Here is a 20,971-nt window from a genome sequence, read left to right as displayed (position 1 = left end):
CAGTATGTTGTGACTAACGTTGTGCGCTTGATTTGTCCCAAGAGAGCTTTTTTTGTAGCTGCAACATGGTGCGGTCTAACATAAAACCAATCAGACCAATCACAATGACGGCTGTCATAATACGGCTGAGTGACTGTGAACTGCCGTTTTGAAATTCATCCCAAACAAATTTCCCAAGGCCTGGGTTTTGCGCCAACATTTCTGCTGCGATCAATACCATCCAAGCGACACCTAATGACATGCGCATGCCGGTAAAAATGGCTGGGATTGAAGCGGGTATGACTATTTTTTGAATGTGTACAAGTTTTGGTAGGCTTAGTACTTTGCTTACATTAACCCAATCTTGATTCATTGAAGCCACACCAAAAGAGGTGTTGATCACCATTGGCCATATGCTGCAAAGCGTTACGGTGATCAGTGAATTAATAAATGATTTTGCAAATAAAGGCTCTGGTGACACATACACGGCACTTACGACCATGGTCACCAGAGGAAGCCAAGCCAAGGGAGAAACGGGCTTAAAAATTTGAATAATAGGGTTGATAGCCATATTTAGGTTTTTGCTCAAGCCAATTGCTATACCTAAAGGTATGGCGATTATGGCGGCGAGTAAAAAGCCACTTAACACAGTAAGTAAACTTGTGATTATCTGATCTAAAAAGGTTTCTTTACCTGTATATGCACGCGTTTTTGGCTCATAGCTTGGATCTTTTGCCATTCGAGCTTGATTCCTTTGCTCTTGGCGGATATAGAACGCGGTTTCTTTTTCGCGTTCAGTATTGTGTTCATCTATTAAATTACTTATTTGTGTTGCTACTGCACTGGGTCCAGGAAATTTCCCAAGAGAGGTGTCGATACTGCTTGCTGCTAACGACCAAAATAATAAGAAACACACAATCCCTACAGAAGGTAAGATTATGGCTTTTGCTTTTGTAGTAAAAAATGCAGTGAACAGAGCCTTTATAGACATAGGCTGAGCTCCTACCGTTTTTTTGCTTAATGTCGCTGTCATCATTATTCCTTAATGCACTGCTAAGCAATGCATTATTGTTTATTTAAGTAGATGTAAAGGTTAAAGCTTGTCGCCAGCTTTTAAGCCAATTTTAAATTTGTTGATATAGGCGTTTGGCGTTGTTCCGTCATAAACTATGTTGTCGATAAAGTGTTTTTGGGGCTCTCGGTAACCGTCTTCATTTGCAAGATCGGCAAAATCACTTTTTGATAATATTTTTTCGTCAACTAATGATTGAGCTGCTTTCATGTAAATATCTGGGCGGTAGACTTTTGCAGCGATGTCTTTGTACCAGCTGTCTGGTTTGTCTTCGCTAATTTGTCCCCAGCGACGCATTTGAGTTAGATACCAAACTGCATCTGAGTAGTATGGATAGGTCGCGTTATAGCGAAAAAACACATTGAAATCAGGCACTGAACGTTTGTCGCCTTTTTCGTATTCAAATGTGCCCGTCATACTATTTGCAATTACGTCGTAATCAGCGCCAACATAGTTTGATTGTGACAATATTTTTACAGCTTCAGGGCGATTGGCATTGTTATTGTCGTCTAGCCATTTTGCTGCGCGGATCAATGCACGTGTTAAACGAATAGTGGTATTTGGGTATTTGTCTGCGAATGCTTTAGTGATACCAAATACTTTTTCAGGGTTGTTCTTCCATATTTCATAATCGGTAACAACGGGTACACCAATACCTTTAAATACGGCTTGCTGGTTCCATGGCTCACCAACGCAGTAGCCATAGATAGTACCAGCCTCCATAGTGGCAGGCATTTGTGGTGGAGGGGTCACAGAAAGCAATGCTTGAGCATCAATTTTGCCTGATGTATCTCCTTTATGAGGGGCGTAAAAACCAGGGTGAATGTTACCTGCAGCTAACCAGTAACGCAGTTCATAGTTATGGGTTGACACTGGGAAAACCATTCCCATGTTAAAGGGCTTACCTGCATCAAGGTATTTTTCTACCACTGGTTTTAATGCGTCTGCTTTTATTGGATGTACAGGTTTACCATCTGCTTGTTTGGGGATATTACCTTTCATTTGGGCCCAAATTTCATTCGATACGGTAATAGCATTACCATTTAAGTCCATCGAAAAAGGGGTAATAATTTCAGCTTTTGTTCCATAGCCAATAGTTGCAGCGATTGGTTGCCCTGCAAGCATATGAGCGCCATCGAGGCGGCCATCAATTACGCCGTCGAGTAAAACCTTCCAGTTAGCTTGTGCTTCTATAGTGACGTACAGGCCTTCCTCTTCAAAAAAGCCTTTTTCATAGGCAATAGCTATTGGTGCCATATCTGTTAGCTTAATAAAGCCAAACGTTAGTTCTTCTTTTTCTGGGTATCCTAACTCAGTTGCATGTAACGGCGTCGTGAGCATTGATGCACTCATACAAGTAGCAACGATGACTGCCTGACATATTCTTTTGCAATGACTCTCTAATGGTACTTTCAACATTTTTTTCTCCAAAAAAAAAGCCCACAGCAATGCAGAACAAATCTGAATTGCTGTGGGCTACGATGCCAAACTAAAAACAAATGCTTCTTAGCATTGCGATTAGCTTTAACGAAATAAATTGTTAAATTAGTTTGAAATTAATTAAAAGCTTGAATAAAGCGACTAATTAAAAGACTAATTTGCACAGATGAAGCATAGTTAGTGCCAATAAATTAATATCTATAAAATACAAAGTGTTACTTTTTTGTTAATAAAACAAACTGCTAAAATCTAGCTATAATGGATCATCGTTGAAAGTCTAATGCTTTATGCTGGTGCAAAAGTGAGTAAAAGCGAGTAGTGAGCGGCTCAATGCACCTTTTGAGCCATTTTAATACTGGGTAATTAGGGTTCTAGGTAGGTTGAGCTAGTTCAATAGAGACTAAACTTTGCGGCTATCTTGCATTAGATTATCGAGCTTTTTTTGTGCTTTTTTGTAGTTCTCTAAATCACTGATTTCAATCATTTCACATTCATCGGTGACCATTTCACTGATGAGGCTGGGGTAATGTCGGCAATCTTCGGGCCTGTCTAAATATATGCTGCAAGTGTATTTATTTACTGCGTGTGGGTTATTTTGCGGTGTAATAGTAAGGAATGGGCATTGAGTTAACTTCTCGCCTGTTTTTGGATCATGCCATATTTGATAATTCTTAACGAATGCAAAAATATCAGGGTTAAAGAGTTCCCATAAATCAACTTCTTCTTGGCTGACATTAAGGTCGCCGCCGCCATATTTAATACAGCACTTTCCACACTGATTGCAGTCTTTCATTAATTAAATTTATGATGAAATTATCAGCCTACTATACAGTAACGGTAACTTAAGTCAGTTAAATAAACGAGACCATTTTTTGTAGTTCATCAGTTTGCGTATTGGCACTATGGAGGTCAGTTTGCTTTAGCCATTGTCTGGCTTGCTCTATATCGGTAAAAACGGCTGCTGAACTTTTAAAAATATCTTTAATAAGTTGTCTTTGCAGTGAGTTACATATTACAACTGCTGTAGCGATACAGCCATGATCAGTATACCAATCATAAATAAGTTTACCGGCTGCTACAGCTTCGGGGGTGCCAAGTACTTCTTGATCCCACACTTCTAAGCGCTTCCAAGTATTTACTTGTCTATTGCATACTTCAGCTTGAAGCCGCGGAATATGATATGCAAGAGACTCTTGATTGAAGCCGCCTTGAACATTAACTTCAAAAGTATCGTGGTTCCAAGTAAATGATATATCTCCATGTCTTGCTAACATATACTTCCTCTGTTGTGCTTACGCTAAATCTCTATTTTACTAGTTCTTAAGGGTTGAGCTTTACCTTTTTTTGAGCTCTAAAGCATTAGAAATAGTAGCGATAGCTTCAGTATAAATCAAGTTTGCTAGCTTATTAAGTGGGCGTTCTGTAATTTGACAGCACTTAATATCCGTTCCCTTGTTTAGGTTTTTTGTATTACTGTTTTTGTTTGTTTACATGATATTTACTGTTTTTTCCTTAAAACTAATGTTTTTGGATGGTTTTTTGTTTTAAGTTAGCCAATTAAATGCAATTATCAATATGATTTATCTTCCATACGCCCAAATTATTAATTTGGTTGTTTAATAAATGAGTAGTAAAACATATGGATACAAACACATCACTATCACAATCGGCAGCGCACTTGAAAAAAGTGATCCCGATGATGTCTAGTTATAAAGTACCTTATACGCCTATTAATTATGCGATTTGGTATTGTTATGCCCTTGGTCAAAACTTAAAGCTTAATCTGCGTTTAGACAGCATATTAGAACAACACCAAACATGCCCACCTGCTGAAGCTAAAGTGTTATTTGACGAGTTTTTAACAGAAAAAGATCTTTCTGTTTTTTATGAGATTTCGAGTGATTTTCAAGATTCAATTTCACAGGTCAAAGGTGATATTGATAACACCTTAGCAAGCTCACAAGAATTTACCGCTTTTTTAAACAGCTGTAATGCTGGATTACATGACATTCAACATAATAGCCTAGCATCATACGATGAAGTGCTCAGTATAGTGAGTCGCCTGAGTGAAGAGTCTGCCTCTATGCAGCATAAAGCGCATACATTTCAACGCCGTTTAGAAGTTGCTTATAAAGAGATATCAACGTTAAAGCAAACGCTGATGAGTGCTCAAGAAGTGGCTAACTTAGATTCATTAACTGAGCTGAGTAATCGAACACGTTTTAACTTTGATATAAAACGATTGCTTACAGAGCATGTTTCTAAACAAGGCTTATTATCTTTAGTGTTCATTGATATTGATTACTTTAAGAAGTTTAATGCTGATTTTGGTCATCAAAAAGCTGATGACGTACTCAAAGTGGTGGCTAATAAGTTAAAAAGTGTTTGTAACCACTCGATAAATGCCTACCGTTACGATGGTAAGTTGTTTTGTATATTAGGTGTTTTTAAAGATGTACCTCAAGTGCTGAGTTTTACTGAAAACCTGAGACAATCAATCGGTGAACTTTCTGTGAAAGGTAAAAAAACCGGTACTGCCGTGCGTTATATTTCAGTCAGTTGTGGTGTCGCATTATTTGATGAGGATCAATTACCACAAGGGCTAATAGAGCGTGCTAATAGAGCATTATACATGGCTAAAAGCCATGGTAAAAATCGCGTAGAAATCGCATAAACGCCATGACTAAACCATTGCTAGGAGCTTATTTGCTCCTTACTTTTATAGCTTAGTCCATTTTTTGTGAAGTACTCTTCAAGCCTAATAAGCGAAATCGGGCTGGTAAAAAGCTATCGTAATAGACTTTAGGTGGCGTTTTTTAGAGTAGCTCTAATATTGAGTTAAGCATTAAGAAATGTTTATGTTTGCTTTTAACTGATACTGCTTTAGTTTAATTTGTTAATTGCTATGGCATTTTTTATACTTTTTACCACTGCCACAAGGGCACTCGTCGTTACGAGCAACTTTAATATCGGTTGTTGGGAATATCTCGCCGTCTAAATAGCGCCATAGCCCATCTTCTTTTATAAACCTTGATTTTTCATGCAGTTGGCAATACAAGTTTTGGTAAAAATAGCTAGCGCAAAACTCAACGATTCCTGTGTTTGAATCGTGCTCAGATGAAATAACATTTAAGTTGCTAAAGCGGCAGCTACCAGCAAAGTCAGCGATTTCTGTTATTGGATTTTCTGCTTGTTTTTCTTGCGCATATGTTTGATAGACATAGCTTGCATTGTTTAGTGCATATGCAACATAACGTGAACGCATTAGTTGCTCTGGGCTTGTTGCTTGCGTTGAGCCTAAGTGTAGTTTTTCACAGCAGTCTGCGTAACTCAATTGGCTATTACACAAGCATAAGCTTTGCGTGAGTGAAGTCATCATGTTTACCAAAGAGATAAAATGATATTTTAACAGCTTACTGTGCTAATGCTAACTCAGTTGGTTGTTTGGTTTTGGTAAAACAATATAATTTTGCACTGGCTTGTTCTAGATTGATTGATAAATCAGCAAGCTGATTGTCTTTTACAATATCAGTCCAGGTGATCACAGCAGCAAAGTTGCCATTATGAAGTGCTGAATTTAATACATACTCTAAGTTTACTAAGTGTTTTTGTCTGATCACAAGTAGTTTTGAAGTGTCAATTGAGCATGAGTCAAGCAGTGCTTTACTCGGCACATGGTCTGGTGCAATCAATAGCGTCCAGGCATTTTGGCTATTGTAATGGTGAAGCACTTTTAATAATTCAAATGTCGCTGAGATCTCATCTTCAATTTGAATCAAGTTAACCGCTGCACTTTGGTTATCTTGTTGGTAGCTTTTAACAGTTCTTACGGTAATTGGCTGTAACATAACTTTCACTCACTGGTTGTTTATACAGTATGTGTATACAGTAGTTTATACAGTTGTTCTGTGCAAGTGTTTTTTGTTATTTTTTAAACGATTTTTAACCGTTAATAGGTTTTAAGAAAACGCGGAAATTTAATATTGTTATATATTACAGTTTGTTATGGCTTACTTTGTATAGAAGAAGTGTTGGCTCACTTTATGGAGCCGAAGGAATTAAATGTTGAAACTGCTGTTGATGAATTTGTTCATACAGTGTTGCTGCATAGCATTTTGCATCTTGAAAACGTTTAGTTGTTAGGTGTTTGCGTAAATCCGTTAAAGCGGTTGTGGCTGGTTCATAGCCTTGGCTACTGGCTAGACTAAGCCATACAGCACCATGAAATACACTTTGTGGTACGCCTTGTCCTTTTATAAAAAATAACCCCAAGTAAAATTGTGCACGATGATTACCTGCCATTGCTGCAAGGCGCATCCATTTTGCCGCAAGGGGAGGTTGTTCGTTTTTTAAATAATATAGCGCTTTAGTGACGACGTTATCAGGCGTGTCAGCTTTACCTTCATTTTGTACAGTATTACTTGGTTGAGTAATAAACGATAATACATTATCTAGTTGTTGTTCGAGGTCCAGCCCGCTTGGAGATGTATCTGTCATAATACCACGCATGTTATTGTTTTCATTCACAGCATAAGTTTAGTCTAATACAAGGTAATTTGTCCTGTTATTACTAAAATCTATGGTAAAATTACATAATTATTTATTTGTTGATTGAAATATTATTATGCTTGACGCGTTATTCAAAATCAAAGCTCACGATTCGACTGTTCGTCGAGAGTGTATTGCTGGATTAACTACATTTATAACCATGGTTTATATTGTGTTTGTAAACCCAGCTATGTTAGCTGAAGCCGGAATGGATCAAGGAGCGGCTTTTGTTGCGACTTGTATTGCAGCTGCTATTGGCTGTTTTATCATGGGCTTTTGGGCTAATTATCCATTGGCACTTGCACCCGGAATGGGACTAAATGCCTTCTTTACTTATGGTGTTGTGCTGGGCATGGGCTACACATGGCAAGCCGCATTGGGTGCTGTGTTTATGTCTGGCTGTATTTTCTTATTTTTAAGTTTGTTTAAAGTGAGGGAATGGATAATCAATGCAATCCCTTTAGTGCTCAAACAAGCAATTGCCACGGGAATAGGGGCATTTTTAGCGCTTATTGCACTCAAAAATGCAGGGATCATTGTTGCCAGCCCCGCAACATTAGTGCAACTAGGTGATATTACAGCTGCCGGCCCTCTGTTAGCTATTTTTAGTTTTTTTGTGATTGCAGCATTACTTTATCGTGATTTTAAAAGTGGTGTGTTAATTAGTATTTTAGCGGTTACCTTAATTGCGCTGGGCTTAGGCTTAGTTGACTATCAAGGTGTGGTATCAATGCCGCCTTCAATTGCGCCTACTTTTATGCAGTTAGATTTTGCTGCTGCGTTTGAGTTATCTATGCTCAGTGTTATTTTTGCTTTTTTGTTTGTTGATTTGTTTGATACCTCTGGGACGCTCGTGGCGGTAACGCAAAAGGCAGGGCTTGCAGACGAAAAAGGTAATATGCCGCGTTTAGGTCGCGCGTTAAGTGCAGACAGTTCGGCAACAATTGCCGGTTCAATGCTTGGAACGTCAACCACTACATCGTATATTGAATCAGTCGCGGGTGTATCTGTCGGTGGACGAACAGGGCTAACGGCAGTAGTAGTGGGTATTTGTTTTTTATTAATGATGTTCTTTGCACCGCTTGCGCGAATGGTGCCAGCGTATGCGACCGCTGGAGCAATTTTATATGTTGCGGTGCTTATGTTGCAAAACCTAAAATTTGTGAATTGGGATGATATGACTGATGCCATTCCAGTCAGTGTGGTATTGCTTATGACGCCATTAACTTTTTCTATTGCGCACGGTATTGCGCTTGGTTTTATTTCTTATACGGCAGTAAAGTTATTATGCTCTAAGCGTGATGAAATAAGCATTAGCGTGTGGGTATTAACGGTGATGTTTGTGATTAAGTTTGCAGTGTTATCGTAATTAGCTTGGCTGCGGAGCAAAGAAAAAGTGGTTTACCACTTTTTCTTTGGTGCAAATAAAACGTCTAAGTCGTCTTGCTCTTGTTCGTTTTTCTTTTTTAAGGCCGTTGCGTTAGATACTTTTAGTTCGGTACTAATTTCTTCTAAATAGCCTTCAAGTTCTTGCCTTTTTGAGTTTATATAATCGTCACTATGAGCTACCGAAGAGACGGTCGCATAGGCTTTTTCAAAGTATTGGCGTGCTGAGCCCACCATATTTGCTGAGCGTGCTGATAAACCTCGTTTAATTTGGCTTTCAATATTTATTTTCAGCTGTAGTTTTTCTAATCGTTTATCTTCAGCTACAAATATTTGGCTGTCGACTTTGCCTTTGCCGTGCTCTGAACGTAGCACGGCTCGCAATTTTTTAATGCCTTGAATCAGTGCGATGAGCTGTTTGTCGTTATCCGGTAATGCAAGGCTCTCGGACTTACTGGTATCGACCGCAGATGACATACGGGTTTTTGCTTCATTCAATCGATTTTTTAATTCTTTTGAAGTTGGTGATAATTGCACCATGGAAGTTAGTGCATCATATATACGGCGTTGAATGACACGGTAAGCACTCTCTGACATAGGAATATTAGCGCTATTGAGCAGTACGTCTTCAGATTCTTCAATGATCTTTTTTTGTTTTGTGAGCTCTTTACGGCGTTCAGCTTCTTGTTTCTCTTTATGTTGTTGTACAGCACTTACCCATAGGGCAATAACAATAAGTGCGACTATCAACATAATAATAATAGAAACGATCATGGTTTAGGTCTCTGGTTTTATAAGTTAATATTTTTTATCTTACATTAAATATATGCCAACAGGGTAGTTTTGCGCAGGTTATCGTAAATAAAAATATCTTTCTCATTCTTTTTAACTATAAAAGTTGGGATGTAGGCTTTTCACAGGTCTTTAGCTTTAAAAGATGGCTACCTCAAAACGTGTGTTTGTGCTAGCCTAAGAACAATAATCTTATAAATTGTGATGGGTTTAGTCATTTTATTCTAATTTGTAGAAATAAAGCTTGGCTTGACGTACTTCAACATTTATAAATAAGCAGTATAACAACACTAAAAATGCAGCCATGAAATTACAACAACTCAGATACATCGTCGAAGTCCAAAACCATAAACTTAATGTGTCAGCTACCGCTGAGAGCTTATTTACCTCTCAACCCGGTATTTCTAAGCAAGTACGCATGTTAGAAGATGAGTTGGGCGTACAAATTTTTGGTCGAAGTGGTAAACATTTAACCCACGTAACTAGCGCGGGAAATGAAATTATTAATATTTCGCGTGAAATCCTATCAAAAGTTGAAGGGATAAAAGCGGTTGCCAATGAGCATACATTACCAGATCAAGGTAAGCTAAATATTGCGACTACACATACGCAAGCACGTTATGCATTGCCGAGTGTTATTCAGGGCTTTATGAAAAAGTACCCTGCAGTGTCTTTACATATGCATCAAGGTACGCCGCAGCAAATATCTGATGCGGCCGCTCGAGGAGATGCTGATTTTGCTATTGCCACTGAAGCTCTGCATTTATATTCAGATTTAGTGATGCTGCCATGCTATCACTGGAATCGTAGTATTGTTGTGGCAAAAGATCATCCCCTTGCTAAAAAAGCCAACTCGCTAACCGTTGCTGATATTTCTCAATATCCGCTAATTACTTATGTATTTGGTTTTACGGGCCGTTCTGAACTTGATAAAGCATTTAACGCGCAAGGCTTAGAGCCGCATATTGTGTTTACTGCAACCGATGCTGATGTAATTAAAACGTATGTACGTTTAGGTTTAGGCGTAGGTGTGGTTGCTTCTATGGCAATTGACCAACTCTCAGATACTGATTTAGTGTGTATTGATGCGAGTCATTTATTTGAAGCCAGCACAACAAAAATAGGTTTTAGAAAAGGCAGCTTTTTACGTAGTTATATGTATGACTTTATTGAACGTTTTGCACCGCACTTAACAAAAGAGCGGGTAGAGCGAGCAAGCTTATTACGTAATCAAGAAGATGTTGATAAGTTATTTGAAGATATCGAGTTACCTGTTAAGTAACGCCTTTATAATTATTAAAAAAGCCGCAACTAGCGGCTTTTTTAATGGCTAAAATTTAGCACTCAATGATATTAACGGCTAAACCACCGCGAGCGGTTTCTTTGTATTTGGTTTTCATGTCATTACCGGTATCAAGCATGGTTTTGATCACTTTATCCAAAGATACTTTTTGTTCTCCACTGCCACGAATAGCAAGACGAGATGCGTTAATCGCTTTAATCGCCCCCATGGCATTTCGTTCAATACACGGTACTTGCACGAGTCCGCCAACCGGATCACAGGTTAGGCCTAGGTTATGTTCCATGCCGATTTCAGCTGCGTTTTCAACGTGAACTACGTTACCACCAACAATTTCAGTTAATGCACCAGCGGCCATAGAGCAGGCTACGCCCACTTCACCTTGGCAGCCAACTTCAGCTCCTGAAATAGAGGCATTCTTTTTATATAAAATACCAATGGCGGCGGCGGTTAATAAATAGCGAGTAGCAATATCGCGGTCTACTTCTTTAATAAATGTGTGGTAATACATTAGTACGGCGGGCAAAATACCTGCCGCGCCATTTGTTGGGGCGGTAACAACCCGACCACCGGCTGCATTTTCTTCATTGACTGCAAGGGCAAATAAATCGACCCAATCCATTGCTCGTAATGGGTCGTTATTCACTTCAATATTGAGCTTTAAATGCAAACTAGGCGCACGGCGTTTTACTTTTAAGCCACCTGGTAAAATACCTTCTGTGCGCATACCACGTTCAATACAGGCTTTCATAACTTGCCAAATATTGAATAATTCATCTTTTATGTCTTCTTCACTGCGCAGCGTTTTTTCATTTTTCATCATCAGTGTTGAAACGCTATAGCCTGACTCTTTGCACATTTCGAGTAGATCTTTGGCGGTTTCAAACGGATAAGGTGCTGGGTTTTGCTCGCGAATATCAAGTGCGGCTTGTTTTTCGTTATCAAACTCTTCGTCTGTGACGATAAAGCCGCCTCCAATCGAGTAATATACTTTGCTGTATACACGTTCAGATTCTTTGTAGGCAATAATTTCCATGGCATTTGAGTGCTTAGGTAATGTTTTACGGCGATGAAAAACAATAGCCCCTTGCTTAGGAAATTTAGCTTTATGCGTTTTATTAAGGTAAATAACCTGTTCATCTTCAATTTTAGCGAGAATGTCGTCGACTAAATCGGCGTCGATGGTTTCTGGATCGTAACCGGCAAGCCCTAAAATAACGGCTTTACCTGAGCCATGGCCAATGCCAGTTTGACCAAGCGAACCGTATAACTCTACTTTGACACTCGTGACATCTGCTAACAGGTTTTGTTGTTGTAATTCATTAACAAATAAACGTGAGGCGCGCATAGGTCCGACGGTGTGAGATGACGACGGGCCAATGCCAATACTAAACATATCGAATGCACTGATCATATATTTTACTCTACTTTTTACTCAGCACGACTGCTGTCTTTGAACGGTCGCACATAATAACGTGTAATTGTTTGCTTGTAACCTTTTGCAGCACAGATTTAAACTGGTATGGCTAGCTGGTTTGTAAAGTTTTTTATAATGCTTGCGGTCGCGCCCCAGAGCAAGCCATGCTTTGTTGGAAACCCTTCTAGGGTAATGGTTTTGCCAAAACGTTGAAAAGGCAAAGGTTGCCAGTTGTTAGTGTCAATTAATGCGCTAATTGGAATTAAAAAACTCGCTGCCACTTCATTACGATCCTCAAACCATTCGGTGTTAGGTTGCAATACGCCAATAAATGGCGTGATAGTAAACCCTGTTAATGTTGAGTATTCAGGTAGTTGCCCAATCACGTTAACGTGTGCGGCTTGAATATTAAGCTCTTCATTTAACTCACGCAGTGCAGTATGACGTAAACTTGGGTCATTGACTTCTCGTTTCCCACCAGGTAAACAAATTTCGCCAGGGTGATGTTTTAAATAATGAGGACGTTTACAAAGTAAAACATGTGCGCTGTTTTGCACATCAATTAACGCCAGCATAACCGCACTTGCACGTCGTGTTTTATGTGGGTGCGCGCTTAATGACTGCGTATTTGCTGCGACACTCAGTTGGAAACGGGCCAGTAGCTGTTGGCTGTTCACAGTATTTTACTTAAGTAGTGGAAGAATTTTATTTACTTTATCGTATGTTTCTTGGTATTCCAAGTCAGCTTGAGAATCGGCCACAATGCCGCCACCTGCCCAACAGTAAATGTGGTGTTGATGGCAAACCAAGGTGCGGATTGTAATACTGGTATCCATATTACCGCAGGCACTTAAATAGCCAATAGAACCGCAATAAACGCTGCGGCGGTGGGGCTCTAACTCTTCAATAATTTCCATCGCACGAATTTTAGGGGCACCGGTAATTGAGCCACCAGGAAAAGCCGCTTTAAGTTGATCAACCGCGGTTTTATCGTCACTTAGTTCGCCAGTTACCGTACTCACTAGATGATGTACAGCAGGAAAGCTTTCTATAGCAAATAGTGAAGGTACTTTTACACTGCCTGGCTTTGCAACTTTACCTAAATCATTACGTAGCAGGTCGACGATCATCACATTTTCGGCGCGATCTTTGCTCGATTGTTGTAACCGAACAGCTTGTTGTTGATCTGCTATTTCATCAACGCAGCGTGGTAAAGTACCTTTGATAGGCTTGGTTTGAATTCTTCCATCTTTAATGGCAATAAAACGCTCAGGTGAAATAGATAAAATGGCACCGTCAGGGTGGTTAATGAAACTTGAAAACGGTGCTTTGTTAGCCTCGCGAAGGGTACAATATGCGTGCCAAGCACTGCCTTGGTACTGAGCCTTAAAGCGTTGCGCTAAGTTTATTTGGTAACAATCACCAGTTTTTAAATATGCTTGGATTTTTGCAAATTTGTCGGTGTACTGTGCTTTGGTCATATTAGATGACCAATCTTGAGTTATTGCAAAAGGAGTGCGTTGTTTGGTCGTATTGTCTAGAAACGATAAATATAGCGCTAGTCTATCGGTATTTGGTTGGGCGATATAAAACCAACCGCTTTGTTGTTTATCGTAGATGAGCGCATCTGGGTAGAGACCGACTGCAAGCTGCGGCATATCAATATCATAGATGGCTGCTTCTGGCAGAGTTTCAATTACACGGCCAAAATCATAGCCAAAATAGCCAAGCCAGCCTCCATTAAACGGCAGTTCAGGGTGCGCTTTAGTGTCATTCAGTTTATTTAACTGTGCTTGCAATACGGTAAAACAACTTTGCTCAGTTAATTGATCATCCACAAACACCTGATTGTTTTTCACTTCTAAACGCATTAAAGGCGAGATAGCGATGATATCAAAGCGGCTATTTTCATGGTCACTATTAGCAGAATCAAGTAGTACAGCATAAGGTAAATCACAGAAATAGCTAAAAACCTCGACACAGTTGAGCGAAATGTCTAATTGAATACAGGTTTTATGTTGTTTTATCATCTATTTTTTACCCTGAAAAACTGGCTCGAAACGGGCTGGGAGGGTATCATAAGTTAAATTTTTTTGGCAGCGTTTAGTTGCCTATTGCGTTACAAACCACCGTCACCGGTTTGATTTATGTTACGTGTATTAATACGTAAAAGTAACTTAAGGAACCCCTATGAGTACTATCCGTCAGCAAGACTTTATTGATAGCATTGAAGATGCTTTACAATATATTTCGTTTTATCACCCACTTGATTTTGTTCAAGCACTCGAAAAAGCGTATAACAAAGAGCAAAGTAAAGCTGCTAAAGATGCCATTGCCCAAATTCTTATTAACTCGCGTATGTCGGCTGAAGGTAAGCGCCCACTTTGCCAAGACACAGGTATCATCACGTGTTTTGTAAAAGTAGGTATGGATGTTAAGTGGGATAAAACAGACTTAACGGTACAGCAAATGGTTGACGAAGGTACTCGCCGAGCTTATTTAAACCCAGATAACCCGCTACGTGCATCGATTGTTGCTGATCCTGCGGGCACGCGTAAAAACACTAAAGATAATACGCCTTCAGTTGTGCATATTGATTTAGTGCCGGGTGGCGAAATTGAAGTTATGGTTGCTGCAAAAGGCGGCGGCTCTGAAAATAAAACTAAAATGGTAATGCTTAACCCATCTGATGATGTGGCTGCATGGGTTGAAAAAACCTTACCAACAATGGGGGCTGGCTGGTGTCCGCCTGGCATGCTAGGTATAGGTATTGGCGGTACTGCAGAAAAAGCTGCGGTACTTGCGAAAGAATCATTAATGGATCCGGTTGATATTCATGAGCTAATTGAACGCGGTGCAGAAACAACCGAAGAAAAAATGCGTTTAGATATTTTTGAGCGTGCGAATAAATTAGGTATTGGTGCACAAGGCTTAGGTGGTTTAACCACGGTTGTGGATGTAAAAATTAAAACCGCACCTACTCATGCCGCGTCTAAACCTGTGGTTATGATCCCTAACTGCGCAGCAACTCGCCACGTACACTTTACTCTTGATGGCTCAGGCCCTGCAGACTTAAAAGCGCCTAAACTTGAAGATTGGCCAGAAGTGACGTTTGAAGTAGGCGAGGGTACACGCCGTGTTGATTTAAACACGCTTACCAAAGAAGATACACAAGAATGGAAAATGGGTGAAACGGTATTGCTTTCTGGCACTATCTTAACTGGTCGTGATGCTGCCCATAAACGCCTACAAGATATGATCAACTCAGGAGAAGGTTTACCTGAAGGTGTGGACTTTGATAATAAGTTTATTTACTACGTTGGCCCTGTAGATGCTGTTGGTGATGAAGCTGTAGGCCCAGCAGGCCCAACAACGGCAACACGTATGGATAAATTTACCGACATGATGCTAGAAAAAACAGGTATTGTTGGCATGATAGGTAAAGCTGAACGTGGTCCAGCGACAGTAGAGTCGATTAAGCAAAACAAATCAGTGTATTTAATGGCCGTAGGTGGCGCAGCTTATTTAGTTTCTAAAGCTATTAAGAAAGCACGAGTTGTGGCATTTGAAGATTTAGGGATGGAAGCCATCTATGAATTTGAAGTAGAAGATATGCCAGTGACTGTTGCGGTCGATAGTGAAGGAGCGAATGCTCATACTCAAGGTCCTGCAATTTGGAAAGCTAAAATTGAAGAGCTTGATGGCAAATTGCAATAATTAGCTTCCTCTGTTCTCGGTATTCAGCATTGCTGAATACCGTTGTCAGATCAGACCAGTTTTAACAAATCCCCACCATTTCCCTTAAGCCTCTATATTTAAAGTATTGCGCGAACTTTTTCGGTTGTAGTATTTAGTTTACAGTGAACGGCTGTCTTACGTTTACGTAAGCGTATCTTCGTTTTTAACTTTTAAGTTTGAATAATTAATTTGTTAATAAGCTATTTTTGTATTGATAATGTCAAAAATAAAGTTGTTAAGGCTAATTTATTATTCTTACTGATTTTGATAGGTTTTATCATCTCATATAGTGGTAAGGTGCAATTTGAAGTGATAAAGTCTCGGCAATTTCAGCGCTCATACCCTCTCACGGGTTATAAATTTCGGAGTAAAATAAAGTGGCTGTGTTTAATCAAGTTGACTTTGATAACCACGAGCAAGTGGTTTTTTGTTCAGATAAAGAATCAGGCTTACGTGCAATCATCGCCGTTCACAATACTAACTTAGGCCCAGCTGTTGGTGGTTGTAGAATGTGGGATTATGCCAGTGATGACGATGCAGTAGTTGATGCACTGCGCTTATCAAAAGGGATGACCTATAAAAATGCGGTTGCTCGTCTGCCATTTGGTGGTGGTAAATCTGTAATTATTGGGAATGCAAAGGAAATTAAATCGGAACAGCTATTTCGTGCCTTTGGTCGTCAGTTAGAGCGTTTAAATGGTAGCTACTATTCAGCCGAAGATGTAAACATCACCTGTGCTGATGTCGCTATAATGAATAAAGAAACTGACTATGTATTAGGCCTTGAAGGTAAAAGTGGTAACCCTTCACCTTTTACTGCTTATGGTACGTTTTTAGGTATTAAAGCGGCGCTGCAACATCAACGCGGCCATCAAGATTTAAGCGGTATCAAAGTCGCCGTACAAGGTTTAGGCGCTGTTGCTTATGCTTTGTGTAAACATTTACATGAAGCGGGCGCACAATTATTTGTTACTGATATAAATCAAGCTGCGGTAGATAAAGTAGTTAATGATTTTGCTGCTACGGCGGTAGGTATTGATGATATATATGACCTTGATGTAGACGTGTATGCGCCGTGTGCATTAGGTGCCACAGTTAATGATGTGACGATCCCACGTCTTAAAGCAACAATCATTGCTGGCTGTGCTAATAACCAACTAGCTGAGTCTCGCCACGGTGAGATCATTCGCGAAAAAGGCATTTTATACGCACCAGATTATGTCATTAATGCCGGTGGTATTATTAATGTTTATTATGAAACCGCGCCACAGGGTTATTCTGTTGAGGCATCTAATAAGCACGTTGAGGGTATTTTTACGACCTTAACTGAAATTTTTGCCCGCAGTGAAAAAGAGCAAAAGTCGACTCATTTAATTGCTGATGAACTCGCGCAAGAAATTATTGCTAACGGCCTTTAAGTACGTTAGCTAATTTTAAACGTATCTTTGCTTATAAAGGCGTACTAATGTGCGCCTTTTTCTTTGTGGCTTGAAAAAACCAAGCTACACTTTAGTTTTACCGTTTACAAAAATTATAATGACTCCGATCCCTTTAACTAGCTGGCCTCGTGCCCAGCACTTTGCGCTTTTCAAAGACTTTACCCAACCTTATTTTAATGTTTGCGTACAGCTAGATATGCAGCCGCTGTACCAATACTGTCAATCGCATAAACGCTCTTTTTTTCAAAGTTACATATTCTTAGCGCTACGAGCTTGCCACCAATACCACCCCATGCAACTGCGTATTGTTGATGATAACCCTGTGCAATTGCAAAGTACGCGGGCGAGTGTGGTAGAACTTGCACCAGATGATACCTTTCGCTTCAGTTATTTTAACTTGTGCAATGACTTTGCTGAGTTTGCTAAACGTGCGCATCAGGTAAGTGAGTCAGCAAAACAACAACCCTTATTTTCCAGTGCATTTGAGCAAACAGAAGGAGAGGCTGATCTGATTCATATTTCCGTTTTACCTTGGTTAGCATTTTCTAGCTTTTCTCATGCACATAGTCAGGGAACAAGCTTGGGCATACCTAAATTAGTCTTTGGTAAATATGATACTGAAACGGGTAAAATGCCTTTATCGATTGATGTGCATCATGCATTGATGGATGGCCTTCACGTAGCTCGGTTTGTTGAGTGTTTCATGCAATGTATAAATAGTTACTGCCAAGAGTAATTTCATTTATGAATAGCTTGTTAATGAAACTGAAATTAGTACTATGCTAGTATAAATACTATGAAAACAAGAATAATGATAATAAATTAAGGCAAAATCATTATATAACTGGTTGTTTTATAACTAAATCATTAGTTAGTAATTGGGAAGGCGTTCAATATAATGCGACGAATAAGTCTATTTCTTTTTTTGATAATACAATCAGCGTGTATTGCTAGTGAGCAAACACGCCTTCCTTTAAATGACTACTTTTCTGAAACTTGGAGCACCCGCACAGGTTTACCCCACAATAGTATTAATAGTTTAGCGCAAACCAACGACGGCTATATTTGGATAGCGACATGGGAGGGGCTTGCGCGTTTTAATGGACGCGAATTTAAATTATTCACCCGCTCAGAAATTCCTGGCTTACCGGACTCAGGGTTACGTAGTTTGTCGGCTCAGCCTGATGGCGGTCTTTACATTGTCGGTGCTCGGGGTGGTGTAAGCCACTTACTGCATGGGCAATGGGACACCCAGCCAAGTGCCGAAGCTATGGTTAATCATATCTTAACGGCTGAATCTGGCGAACTTTGGTTGGCGTTGGAGGGGAAAGGTTTGGTGCACCGTAGCGCTGACTCTGAGCAAGAAACTAGCGTGCTAATAAACCTAAGTGCATATCGTTTGATACAAGATGCAAGCGGAGTTATTTGGGCTGCTACTAGTGATGGTTTATACAAAATTGAAAATCATCAAGCCCACTTGGTCACCCCTGAACAAGGATTGCCTAATGCACCTATTTATACATTATTACTCACACGAGAAGGACAGCTTATTGTTGGGGGGGAGAAAGGAGCGTGGAAGTTAGTTGATGATCAATTTATAACTGTTCATCAGCAATTGAATGGTGAGTCTGTTTCGAGCATTTTAGAGGATGATCATCATGATCTCTGGTTTGGTACAATCAATAAAGGTGTATTTAGGCTGAGTACGCTTGGTCTCGAACAGCTTGATGCTAAGGCTGGGTTACCCGGTAATAGAATACTGTCTTTGTTACAAGACAGAGAAAATAGTATTTGGGTTGGCACCAATGGCGGATTATATCGTCTCAGAGAAGCCCCATTTTCCTCATGGACTAGAAAGCGGGGGCTGAGCTCCGATTATATACGCACCGTTTTATCTCATTCTGATGGTAGCATTTGGGTCGGCGGTAGTACTGGTCTAAACAAACTACATAATGAGCAAATAGAATCGTTCGCTTCAGTTGATAACGATAAACCTATCTCTGTGTTGAGTTTAGCCGAAGATAATACGGGCGGAGTTTGGCTCGGCACTTACACCGCCGGTGTAATGCGAGTGGTAAATAATGAAATACATACTGTTATTAATCGAGACTCGGGGCTGGCTAGTAATGAGGTGAGGGCTCTGTTATTCGATAATCAACAAAGGTTATGGATTGGCACGGCGACAGGATTAACGCGAATAGAAATTGATGGCTCATTAACGCAATTCACGACTGATCAAGGTTTGCCTGGTGATTTTATTATGGCGTTGGCACTTGATTCACAAGGCCATGTTTGGGTTGGCACCGGCGTGGGCGTTGCTATGTTCAATGACACTTTAGGTGAGTTTAAAGGGCAGCTGTTTCCACGAAAATTTAATGCTGAATATGCATTTGGCTTTTATGCGCAAAATGACTTTATGTGGATGACCACAGATAGAGGACTTATTCGTTTTAACATTGAAACTGGTGATATTGCGATGCTCGGTCGCGAGCAAGGCTTACCTGTTGATAAGCTATTTCAAATCATTGAACAAGGTGATTCATTTTGGCTTTCAAGTAACCGAGGCATCATTCAGGTTAAGCAACAGCAAGTGAATGAGCTATTAAATAACCCGCATAACAAAGCCGCTAGTTTGCAATACCAGTTGTTTGATGAAGGCGATGGTATGCTTAGTGCTCAAGCTAACGGCGGCTCAAACCCTGCGGCTGTGGTACATAAAGATGGCAGTATTTGGTTTGCCACCGCTTTAGGTGCTGCAACTGCAATGCCGGAGCGCTTAAAGCGCGCTTCACAACTTGAGTTACCCACCGTTATAGAAAGTGTTTTGGTTGATGGCAAGCACACCCCATTTAATTTAACTGAGAATGAATTTAAATTACCACCAGGTTCTGCTCGGGTTTCATTTCATTATGCCGGGCTCAGTTTTATTATGCCACAACGGTTAAAGTTTCAGACTAAGTTGTTAGGTTATAATGATAAGTGGGTAGATCGCCAGCAACTAAACATTACTGAATATACTAATTTAGCGCCAGGGAAATACACCTTCATGGTGCGTGCAGGTTACCCTAATGGTCAGTGGCAAGAAAACCATCAGGCGTTAGACTTTGTTATCCAATCTTATTTTTGGCAAAAATTGAGCTTTAAATTGATGGTATTTTTATCGCTAATTGTCATGATATTTGCAGTTTATAAATACCGTTTGTACCACTATAAAAAGATTGAAAAAGAGTTAAAGCTTCGTGTTGAACAACAGACCCATGATCTACAATTACAAAATGATGCATTTGCTTATCAGGCCAGCCATGATCAGTTAACAGGGATCCCCAATCGACGGGCATTTGATACTTGGCTTGCCGAAAATTTTGATGAGATAAAAGAATCAAAGCAACCACTTAGTATTGCAATCATTGATATTGACCACTTTAAGCGCATTAACGATACTTGGTCTCACATGGTAGGCGATAAAGTGATATGCGTAATAGCAAGCATATTACAACAATGCTGCGATAGGAATTCTAATCAAGTGTCTCGTTGGGGAGGGGAAGAGTTTACTTTGCTTTTACCTAATAAAACGGCACATCAAGCGGTCGAGATTTGTGAGCAATTAAGAGTTGATATTGAAAATCATGATTTTTCGTCGATAGCCGAAGGTATTAAGGTCACGGTGAGTTTTGGTATTGCCGATTCGAGCTTAGTTGATGAATACGACCGTTTATTGGCCAGTGCCGATCAAGCGCTTTATAAAGCAAAAAACAATGGCCGGAATCGAGTTGAAGTAATTCAGCCTCAATCAGCTCCCTGTTAAATTTATAGTAAAAGATTGAAATATGACTTTGGCGGTCATATTAATAACTTAGTCT

General features: G+C 39.9%; 18 protein-coding genes. 7 read left to right on the top strand and 11 right to left on the bottom strand.

Annotated elements, in window-relative coordinates:
• Positions 1-13: 13 nt before the first annotated feature.
• The 4 genes from NQT69_RS03825 to NQT69_RS03810 form a co-directional block, all read right to left on the bottom strand.
• Entirely contained in the window at positions 14-970 is a 957-nt protein-coding gene (locus NQT69_RS03825; RefSeq protein WP_256826380.1) for an ABC transporter permease, read from the bottom strand.
• 102 nt (positions 971-1,072) lie between these two features.
• The gene (locus tag NQT69_RS03820) at positions 1,073-2,404 is read right to left on the bottom strand and encodes a CmpA/NrtA family ABC transporter substrate-binding protein (RefSeq protein WP_372822932.1); all 1,332 of its coding nucleotides are present in this window, start codon (positions 2,402-2,404) and stop codon (positions 1,073-1,075) included.
• A 487-nt stretch (positions 2,405-2,891) separates the two neighbouring features.
• Positions 2,892-3,284, bottom strand: a complete 393-nt coding sequence (locus NQT69_RS03815) for a YkgJ family cysteine cluster protein (RefSeq protein WP_256826378.1) — start codon at positions 3,282-3,284, stop codon at positions 2,892-2,894.
• 58 nt (positions 3,285-3,342) lie between these two features.
• A complete protein-coding gene (locus NQT69_RS03810; RefSeq protein WP_256826377.1) occupies positions 3,343-3,765 on the bottom strand; it encodes a hypothetical protein in 423 nt (140 codons plus the stop codon).
• Positions 3,766-4,130: 365 nt separating this feature from the next.
• Between NQT69_RS03810 and NQT69_RS03805 the strand changes: the two genes are divergently transcribed.
• Positions 4,131-5,165 carry a GGDEF domain-containing protein gene (locus NQT69_RS03805; RefSeq protein WP_256826376.1) on the top strand — a complete coding sequence of 345 codons (1,035 nt, stop codon included), beginning with the start codon at positions 4,131-4,133 and terminating at the stop codon, positions 5,163-5,165.
• A 222-nt stretch (positions 5,166-5,387) separates the two neighbouring features.
• Here the strand turns inward: NQT69_RS03805 and NQT69_RS03800 are convergent, their stop codons facing one another.
• The 3 genes from NQT69_RS03800 to NQT69_RS03790 form a co-directional block, all read right to left on the bottom strand.
• A complete protein-coding gene (locus NQT69_RS03800; RefSeq protein WP_256826729.1) occupies positions 5,388-5,867 on the bottom strand; it encodes a YchJ family protein in 480 nt (159 codons plus the stop codon).
• A gap of 37 nt (positions 5,868-5,904) precedes the next feature.
• Entirely contained in the window at positions 5,905-6,339 is a 435-nt protein-coding gene (locus NQT69_RS03795) for a SulA-like leucine-rich domain-containing protein (RefSeq protein WP_256826375.1), read from the bottom strand.
• Positions 6,340-6,532: 193 nt separating this feature from the next.
• Positions 6,533-6,988 carry a tetratricopeptide repeat protein gene (locus NQT69_RS03790; protein WP_256826374.1) on the bottom strand — a complete coding sequence of 152 codons (456 nt, stop codon included), beginning with the start codon at positions 6,986-6,988 and terminating at the stop codon, positions 6,533-6,535.
• Positions 6,989-7,115: 127 nt separating this feature from the next.
• On the opposite strand from NQT69_RS03790, the gene NQT69_RS03785 reads away from it, so the two are divergent.
• Positions 7,116-8,408 carry an NCS2 family permease gene (locus tag NQT69_RS03785; protein WP_256826373.1) on the top strand — a complete coding sequence of 431 codons (1,293 nt, stop codon included), beginning with the start codon at positions 7,116-7,118 and terminating at the stop codon, positions 8,406-8,408.
• A 32-nt stretch (positions 8,409-8,440) separates the two neighbouring features.
• Here NQT69_RS03785 and NQT69_RS03780 read toward each other — a convergent pair whose 3' ends face one another.
• Positions 8,441-9,199: a hypothetical protein gene (locus NQT69_RS03780; RefSeq protein WP_256826372.1), complete on the bottom strand. Its 759-nt coding sequence runs from the start codon at positions 9,197-9,199 to the stop codon at positions 8,441-8,443.
• Positions 9,200-9,521: 322 nt separating this feature from the next.
• Here NQT69_RS03780 and cysB point away from each other — a divergent pair, with 322 nt between their 5' ends.
• Positions 9,522-10,499: an HTH-type transcriptional regulator CysB gene (cysB, locus tag NQT69_RS03775; protein WP_256826371.1), complete on the top strand. Its 978-nt coding sequence runs from the start codon at positions 9,522-9,524 to the stop codon at positions 10,497-10,499.
• A gap of 55 nt (positions 10,500-10,554) precedes the next feature.
• On the opposite strand, the gene NQT69_RS03770 is transcribed toward cysB, so the two are convergent.
• From NQT69_RS03770 to pabB, 3 genes are all read right to left on the bottom strand, one after another.
• Positions 10,555-11,931: an L-serine ammonia-lyase gene (locus NQT69_RS03770; protein WP_256826370.1), complete on the bottom strand. Its 1,377-nt coding sequence runs from the start codon at positions 11,929-11,931 to the stop codon at positions 10,555-10,557.
• A gap of 98 nt (positions 11,932-12,029) precedes the next feature.
• Positions 12,030-12,611, bottom strand: coding sequence for an NUDIX hydrolase (locus tag NQT69_RS03765; protein ID WP_256826369.1), 582 nt, complete (start codon positions 12,609-12,611; stop codon positions 12,030-12,032).
• 6 nt (positions 12,612-12,617) lie between these two features.
• Positions 12,618-13,964 (bottom strand): aminodeoxychorismate synthase component I, encoded by a 1,347-nt coding sequence (pabB, locus tag NQT69_RS03760; protein ID WP_256826368.1) that lies wholly within the window; start codon positions 13,962-13,964, stop codon positions 12,618-12,620.
• 160 nt (positions 13,965-14,124) lie between these two features.
• Between pabB and NQT69_RS03755 the strand changes: the two genes are divergently transcribed.
• The 4 genes from NQT69_RS03755 (at position 14,125) to NQT69_RS03740 (ending at position 20,916) form a co-directional block, all read left to right on the top strand.
• Positions 14,125-15,651: a fumarate hydratase gene (locus NQT69_RS03755; RefSeq protein WP_256826367.1), complete on the top strand. Its 1,527-nt coding sequence runs from the start codon at positions 14,125-14,127 to the stop codon at positions 15,649-15,651.
• Between the two features lie 398 nt (positions 15,652-16,049).
• Positions 16,050-17,090: a Leu/Phe/Val dehydrogenase gene (locus tag NQT69_RS03750; RefSeq protein ID WP_256826366.1), complete on the top strand. Its 1,041-nt coding sequence runs from the start codon at positions 16,050-16,052 to the stop codon at positions 17,088-17,090.
• Between the two features lie 118 nt (positions 17,091-17,208).
• Positions 17,209-17,847, top strand: coding sequence for a CatA-like O-acetyltransferase (locus NQT69_RS03745; RefSeq protein ID WP_256826728.1), 639 nt, complete (start codon positions 17,209-17,211; stop codon positions 17,845-17,847).
• A 162-nt stretch (positions 17,848-18,009) separates the two neighbouring features.
• Positions 18,010-20,916, top strand: coding sequence for a ligand-binding sensor domain-containing diguanylate cyclase (locus tag NQT69_RS03740; RefSeq protein ID WP_256826365.1), 2,907 nt, complete (start codon positions 18,010-18,012; stop codon positions 20,914-20,916).
• The last annotated feature ends 55 nt before the right edge of the window (positions 20,917-20,971 follow it).

The organism is Pseudoalteromonas shioyasakiensis, from assembly GCF_024518675.1.
In the GTDB taxonomy this organism is placed as follows: Bacteria; Pseudomonadota; Gammaproteobacteria; order Enterobacterales; family Alteromonadaceae; genus Pseudoalteromonas; species Pseudoalteromonas shioyasakiensis_B.
The sequence above is the reverse complement of the archived record's forward strand: the minus strand, read 5'-3'. Positions and strand labels throughout refer to the sequence as shown.

Excerpts from the sequence above, each read along its gene's own strand:
- NQT69_RS03825 (WP_256826380.1), bottom strand. The coding sequence starts at position 970 with ATGTCTATAAAGGCTCTGTTCACTGCATTTTTTACTACAAAAGCAAAA.
- NQT69_RS03820 (WP_372822932.1), bottom strand. The coding sequence starts at position 2,404 with ATGAGTGCATCAATGCTCACGACGCCGTTACATGCAACTGAGTTAGGA.
- NQT69_RS03815 (WP_256826378.1), bottom strand. The coding sequence starts at position 3,284 with ATGAAAGACTGCAATCAGTGTGGAAAGTGCTGTATTAAATATGGCGGC.
- NQT69_RS03810 (WP_256826377.1), bottom strand. The coding sequence starts at position 3,765 with ATGTTAGCAAGACATGGAGATATATCATTTACTTGGAACCACGATACT.
- NQT69_RS03805 (WP_256826376.1), top strand. The coding sequence starts at position 4,131 with ATGGATACAAACACATCACTATCACAATCGGCAGCGCACTTGAAAAAA.
- NQT69_RS03800 (WP_256826729.1), bottom strand. The coding sequence starts at position 5,867 with ATGACTTCACTCACGCAAAGCTTATGCTTGTGTAATAGCCAATTGAGT.
- NQT69_RS03795 (WP_256826375.1), bottom strand. The coding sequence starts at position 6,339 with ATGTTACAGCCAATTACCGTAAGAACTGTTAAAAGCTACCAACAAGAT.
- NQT69_RS03790 (WP_256826374.1), bottom strand. The coding sequence starts at position 6,988 with ATGACAGATACATCTCCAAGCGGGCTGGACCTCGAACAACAACTAGAT.
- NQT69_RS03785 (WP_256826373.1), top strand. The coding sequence starts at position 7,116 with ATGCTTGACGCGTTATTCAAAATCAAAGCTCACGATTCGACTGTTCGT.
- NQT69_RS03780 (WP_256826372.1), bottom strand. The coding sequence starts at position 9,199 with ATGATCGTTTCTATTATTATTATGTTGATAGTCGCACTTATTGTTATT.
- cysB (WP_256826371.1), top strand. The coding sequence starts at position 9,522 with ATGAAATTACAACAACTCAGATACATCGTCGAAGTCCAAAACCATAAA.
- NQT69_RS03770 (WP_256826370.1), bottom strand. The coding sequence starts at position 11,931 with ATGATCAGTGCATTCGATATGTTTAGTATTGGCATTGGCCCGTCGTCA.
- pabB (WP_256826368.1), bottom strand. The coding sequence starts at position 13,964 with ATGATAAAACAACATAAAACCTGTATTCAATTAGACATTTCGCTCAAC.
- NQT69_RS03755 (WP_256826367.1), top strand. The coding sequence starts at position 14,125 with ATGAGTACTATCCGTCAGCAAGACTTTATTGATAGCATTGAAGATGCT.
- NQT69_RS03745 (WP_256826728.1), top strand. The coding sequence starts at position 17,209 with ATGACTCCGATCCCTTTAACTAGCTGGCCTCGTGCCCAGCACTTTGCG.
- NQT69_RS03740 (WP_256826365.1), top strand. The coding sequence starts at position 18,010 with ATGCGACGAATAAGTCTATTTCTTTTTTTGATAATACAATCAGCGTGT.